This window comes from Caloranaerobacter azorensis DSM 13643 (assembly GCF_900129995.1).
In the GTDB taxonomy this organism is placed as follows: domain Bacteria; phylum Bacillota; class Clostridia; order Tissierellales; family Thermohalobacteraceae; genus Caloranaerobacter; species Caloranaerobacter azorensis.
Genome location: NZ_FQXO01000107.1, coordinates 1 through 6,044 on the forward strand (window position 1 = coordinate 1; position 6,044 = coordinate 6,044).

The 6,044-nt window shown below is 24.7% G+C and carries 8 protein-coding genes; 6 read left to right on the plus strand and 2 right to left on the minus strand.

The window, feature by feature from the left end:
- Nucleotides 1-258: hypothetical protein (locus BUB51_RS11780; protein WP_278294458.1), on the minus strand; the 258-nt coding region annotated here is incomplete at its 3' end.
- A 53-nt stretch (nt 259-311) separates the two neighbouring features.
- Between BUB51_RS11780 and BUB51_RS11785 the strand changes: the two genes are divergently transcribed.
- The 4 genes from BUB51_RS11785 (at nt 312) to BUB51_RS11800 (ending at nt 4,347) form a co-directional block, all read left to right on the plus strand.
- The gene (locus tag BUB51_RS11785; protein ID WP_073197967.1) at nt 312-1,691 is read left to right on the plus strand and encodes an extracellular solute-binding protein; all 1,380 of its coding nucleotides are present in this window, start codon (nt 312-314) and stop codon (nt 1,689-1,691) included.
- 295 nt (nt 1,692-1,986) lie between these two features.
- Nucleotides 1,987-2,316 (plus strand): hypothetical protein, encoded by a 330-nt coding sequence (locus BUB51_RS11790; protein ID WP_073197969.1) that lies wholly within the window; start codon nt 1,987-1,989, stop codon nt 2,314-2,316.
- A gap of 92 nt (nt 2,317-2,408) precedes the next feature.
- Nucleotides 2,409-3,194, plus strand: a complete 786-nt coding sequence (locus BUB51_RS11795; RefSeq protein ID WP_073197970.1) for a hypothetical protein — start codon at nt 2,409-2,411, stop codon at nt 3,192-3,194.
- A gap of 544 nt (nt 3,195-3,738) precedes the next feature.
- Nucleotides 3,739-4,347 (plus strand): hypothetical protein, encoded by a 609-nt coding sequence (locus BUB51_RS11800; RefSeq protein WP_073197972.1) that lies wholly within the window; start codon nt 3,739-3,741, stop codon nt 4,345-4,347.
- Nucleotides 4,348-4,378: 31 nt separating this feature from the next.
- Here BUB51_RS11800 and BUB51_RS13210 read toward each other — a convergent pair whose 3' ends face one another.
- Nucleotides 4,379-4,537: a hypothetical protein gene (locus BUB51_RS13210; RefSeq protein WP_341423357.1), complete on the minus strand. Its 159-nt coding sequence runs from the start codon at nt 4,535-4,537 to the stop codon at nt 4,379-4,381.
- A 405-nt stretch (nt 4,538-4,942) separates the two neighbouring features.
- Here BUB51_RS13210 and BUB51_RS11810 point away from each other — a divergent pair, with 405 nt between their 5' ends.
- Together BUB51_RS11810 and BUB51_RS11815 are read left to right on the plus strand one after the other, a co-directional pair.
- A complete protein-coding gene (locus BUB51_RS11810; RefSeq protein WP_073197974.1) occupies nt 4,943-5,599 on the plus strand; it encodes a hypothetical protein in 657 nt (218 codons plus the stop codon).
- A 98-nt stretch (nt 5,600-5,697) separates the two neighbouring features.
- A partial coding sequence (locus BUB51_RS11815) for a hypothetical protein (RefSeq protein WP_200791963.1) occupies nt 5,698-6,044 on the plus strand: 347 nt, incomplete at its 3' end.

The following is a 6,044-nucleotide window of genomic DNA, read 5'->3' on the forward strand; positions in this document are numbered from 1 at the left end:
TGGTATATCTGTTAAACTTGTTTTTATCTTCATCTTTGCTGCAATTGATAAAGCTAATATATTTTCCATTGGTATGTGCTTATTTTTCTTTCGCTTATCTTTAAATACTTTTGTTAAATCCTTTATTAACCCCTTTCTATTCATTTTCATTATTATATCGTCTATTAAATTTGGAAAACTTATATCAGCTGCATCAATTCTTCCATTTCTAATTGATTCTATTATTTTTTCTTTGTCTTTTCTACTTATCTGCATCATATATTATTTATCGGCACTTTTTATCAATATCTTAAATTACGAATTGAAGATAAATGAAAAAAGTTGTAATAATAATTCAATTGATGGCTATATTTTTAGTTGGATGTTTTTCTGTTGATACATTAAAATCAAGTAATCGAAAAGGCAAATATGATGAGATAACTATAGTAATAACAGATTATGGTTATAAAAAAACTGATTATTATAAAGGTGTTTTGAAAGAATATATACATGATTTTGCAAAGCAAAATGGGATTGAAGTAAGATTTTATATAATTAATGCCGCTGATAGTTATTCATATGAAAAAAAGTTGAGTTCAATATTACATAATAAAGATGGTCCAACTTTATTATTAGTTCCTTTAGGAAGTGAATATAAAAAATTTATAGACAGAGGAATTGCTTTGAATGTAAAAGATAGAATCCCAAATCTTAATAAAATTTATGAGGGGCTGTTAGCAGAACCAGACTATTTTGTGCCTTTTGGCATGTCTTATTTACCTATGGCCTTAAATAAGGAAGTTTTTGAGGAATTAGAAATAAAAGAACCGATATTTGATAATTGGAAAAAGGAAGACTATTTGAAGATAAGAAAAATGTGGCTTGAAAAAAATCCAGAAATTTACACATTTCAATATTTTAGCCTTTTAGATTATAAATTACATGATTTAGATATTCTAGATAGTTCTAATAAGGTTATTAAGCTAGATAATGATAAAGTGAAAAAATGTTTAAAAGACATAAGAGCTGAAATTTTTTCAGGTAGATATATTCTAGAGAAAGATTATACGTATGAAAATTTTTATAAAATGCATTTTGAGAAAAGTTCAAAAGAGTATAAAAAGGCTATTCAAAAAGTGATTAATAATGCTGAAAAGAGGTTATGGGGAAGTTATATTTGGTATAATCCACTCAAGACCTTCTATAGAGATGAAGAAATAGATATACAAAATAAAATAATATTACCTAACGTAGTGGATAGTAGTCCTTTAAAGGTTGAAGGGTTTATTGTAAATAAAAATGGCAAAAATCAAGAAATGGGAATTAAATTTATAAACGGATTATTAGATGATGAAATTCAGTTGAAAATGTATAGTGATAAATTTAGTCAATATCCTGTTAATAAGGAAATTGAAAGATTGATTGATGAACTAGAAAGAGATAATTACAGTAGTACTAAATTAGTGTTGATAAGGAAGTATGTATTAAAGCAATTAAGATTAGGCAAAATTAGGCCATTAAGTGATTATGATGTACTGTATAAAAATATAATTGAAAATTTATATAAGGATTTATTCAAGGTTATTTTTGCCGATAAACCTTATACAGATGAAGAAATGAGTAAAGAATTGCAGAAAATTGAGAGTAAATATAATATGTGGTTGAATAAATATAATGGATACAATGGGACGGTTCTAGTGTATCTTTTTTAGAATTAGAAAATATGCTTTATTTATTTTTAGATTATTTTACATATACAAACAAATATTTATATTAAAGAGAAAAAATACTTGATATTCCATATATATATTATATAATATCTATATTAGATAATACACCTATTATTAAATAATTTTAGTTTTTTTAACAATTATAAAATTTAGTGGTTATTATAATAATTTAAATTTTAGAGGGTGTAGGGTTTTGAGGTGAATTTCAGGTAAAATCAATGAATTGAGTCAAGGATTATATTAAAATTTTTGACAATACTTTTTAGGAGGGGGAGAAATGATAAGTAAAAAAGTGGGAATAGGTATATTGATCGGATTAATATTAATAGTTTCAAGCAGTAGTGTTTGGGCTGCCGGTGTTGGTATTATGTCTCATGCAGAAGAAGTAGTTGATAAAAAAGTTTACCATCAGGTCAAGTACACTGGACAGTTATTTTGGGAAACTACTAGTACACATACTTATTATAAATCGCTAACATTCAATAATGGATATAACTATACTACTAAAACTACATATACAGAACCAGTATTTCATGCAACTGATATGTTTGGTAATGGTTATTTTACTCGTTATAAAATTGTAACTTATATTTATAAAGCTTATTAAAACTAACATAAAACTAACACATAAATAATAAACTCTAATATTAGAGTTTATTATTTATGTGTTCCGATTACAGATTAAAGAAAGGGTGGAGTGTGATTAAAAAAAACATATATGTTTTTCTAATGATATTGCCATGTATTTTCATGTTAGTTGGATGTGATAACTATACTAAATTAATGTTTAAAGGAGATATAGATTATATTAAAATCCAGATTGGAGAAAGATATAAAGAGATAACTAATCCAAAGGATATTAATAATTTGATTTCTTTAATTGAAGAATCAAAATTAAGAAAAATCAAAGAAAAACAAAATGTGATATATTATAAAATCGATATATTTATTCATACAAAAACAAAATATAATAAAATTACTGTGATTAAAGATATAATATTTTATAATGGCAATTATTATAAAAGTGAAAGCAATTTAGGAAAACAAATTGAAAAGATTTATTCAGACATGAATTATCTAGAGTTGATTGATAAAAATGAAGCTAAAAAAATCAAAAATAAGAGAATAAATAGAAGGAATTTATCGTTACAAAAAGCTTTGGAAGGTTATTGGATTGACTCAAAAGGAAATAGTTTATATTTCAAAGATGGATGGTTATATCAAGGGAAATATGAGTTTAGGTACCATATAAATTCCATAGATAGAAATAGAAATTATATACATATTTCGGTGTTTGGGGTAAAAGGTTTCTTTTTAAAAGGGAAAAAGCTTTTTGATATGCATATAACTATAGACGACACTAAAAATAATTTAAAACTAGAAAAAGATATGGTTGGAAGATATAGATATAATTATAATATGATTTATATTGATGATGAAAATTACAAACTTGGAACTTTTGAATATAAATTCTTTAATCATTAGTACATAAGACTTTTATATAAAGCCTTAAGACAGTTTATATAGCAATTAATGAGGAAACAACTTTAAGTTTCCCTATTTTTTTGAGAAGAGAATAAAAAATATTGTGGATAAGAAAATACGAAGTTATGCACTTACCAACAAATTTAATAAATTGAACAAAAAAAGAGTTAAATCTCCTTTTCCTTTGATATAATTAGTTTGACACAAAACAAAAGAAAAGAGGTTTAGTTTATGTTTTATTATAACAAACTTATATACTAAATTAAAAGAAAAATTAATAATTTTGTTGATTATATTTGTTCTGAATAGCAAAGTACTAGAAAATCTCAGCAAGATTAAAGATGGTTATAATATTTTTGAGATAGTAGTTCTTACACCAGAGTACAAAATGCTACTATCTGTTTACAATAAATTGCTTTCTAATACAGAAAATGGATTCATGAGTGAAAATACAGAAATATTTGAAGGTTTTAAATATTAAACAGGAACATAAGGTATACATACTCTTGATAGAGGTTTTGATAATAATATAGGAAGTGGGGCTATGAAATCTAAAAAATCTGTAGTTATAATGATATTTATTATTAGCATTTTAGTGATAGTTTCTTGTACTAGAGTGAATAAGAAAATAGATGTTTCTAAAGGATTATTCTATAGAGAAGGGATTAGAGAACATTTACTTAATCAGGCACTATTATTAGGAAGCATTGAGTCAAATCTATACTTTATAAAAGAGTTTAGCGATACTTATTCAAAAGATGAATTAATAAGAAGATTATCATATACTGAAGGGGCTGCAAATTCATTTCCTTCAATGGTAACAATATTTAATCCTAAAGATGGAAGAAATGAAGCGGTAGAGAAGTTGTCTGGATGTAGCTTGGAATTAAAGTATGAAACAAAAAAATTTTCTCAAAATCTTAATAAGGTTATTCAAAAGTTGATTGACGAAAAAAGATTTGATAAAAACATGCTTAAATTTATTAAATCATATCATGAAGTATATAGTTCTATAGCTAAAAATTATAAGCAATTGGTTAAAAAAAATAATTATATTACTGATGAAGAGATTAATAGAGCCATTCAGATATTAAATCTTTTAGAGAAAGACATTAAAAAATTAAAAGAATTAAATTCAAAAAACGTGGCATAAATGAATTTGCCACGTTTTTATCGTTTTAAATCTATTTATTCATAATTTCTAAAATAACTTTATCAGTAGTATTTATACCTTTCTTACTTAATATCCCTAAATTTTTAATCGTCTCTTCTGCACTTTCTGCGACTATTCCGTTTTTAGGAAGAGCGATACTGTCATTTAACGCTAACAAAGCAGATTGCACAGCTGTTGAAGAAATGAGTAAAGAATTGCAGAAAATTGAGAGTAAATATAATATGTAATTAAATAAATTAATATAAAGTGGAACAAGGGAATATCTTTTTTAGAATCAGAAAATATGATTTGATCATTTTGGAGTATTTTACCTATATAAACAAATGTTTATATTAAAGAAAAAAAACACTTGACATTCCATATATATATTATATACAATCTATATTAGACAATGCACCTATTATTAAATAATTTTGATTTTTTTAACAATTATAAAATTTGGTGGTTATTATAATAATTTGAATTTTGAGGGGGTATAGGGTTTTGAGGTGAATTTCAGGTAAAATCAATGAATTGAGTTGAATATTATATTAAAATCTTTGACAGTATTGTTTTAGAAGAGGGAGATATTTATATGAGAAAAAATATTAGATTTTTAAGTTTCTTCCTAGCTATAGTAATTTTAATTAGTTCAGGGAATAGTGTATTTGCAAAAAAATTATATTATAGCAATGTCAAAGAATTAAGAATACTAGAAAATGGTAACTTATTGAAAAGGATTGAAAATAGTGCTATTTTAAATAAAAGTTTATATTATAAAGTATTAAATAGTGCTGGATTAGCTTGGGGGCCATACAAAGTGGGGAATTTGGAATTTAAAATGACAAACCAACATTTTGGAAGATTTGGTAAATTTCAAAATTATCCTGTAAATCATGTAAATCTTATAGTTACAAAAGTTAAGAATAATAGACAGGTTTTAAATTTCCACATAGCTAAATACTCTAGAAATGGAAGAAATTGTTTGTATGTATGGGATAGTGTTAGCAAGAGTACCATAATTGATAAATGTTTTAATAATTGGAAAGATGCTGTATCAGCAGTTGTATCAGCAGCAAAAAGGATTGTTAAGAGGGTAAGTGAAAATGGTAACTGGATTGTTAAAGCTGCAATCTGGGGATTAATAATAGTTGCTCTTTTAGATTTAGTAATACCTATGGATCCTATACCAGTTTTACCTTTTTCCCAACCAGATATTGAAGAAGTAAGATTTTACTATAATAGAGGCTAATTAACAGTTACAAAATATTTATAAAAACTTATAAAAACCTTAAAACAATTATAAATTCAAAAAGTAGTTAAAAAAATTATAGAGGGAGTTAAAAGAAAATGAATAAATCTATAACCGGAAATAAAAATATAAGAACATATAAAATGAGAATAAAAGACAAAAAATTCAAATCAAAGGTTATAGATTATATTTACAAGTATAGACATTTTGAAAACATGTATATAATACTCCTTAATCAAGACTATAAACAAAACATCGGAGATTTTAGGTTGTTAACTAATTATGAAATAATGAGAGCACTATTTAGGGGAACTACTCCAAAAAATCTAGAAAAAAAGCTAACTTATATCAGAAATAAATATAAAAACCATCAAATAATGAATGACTTAATAAACTTATCTAAAGAACTTAAAATTCATAATATAGTAGAAATAATAAAAAGAGT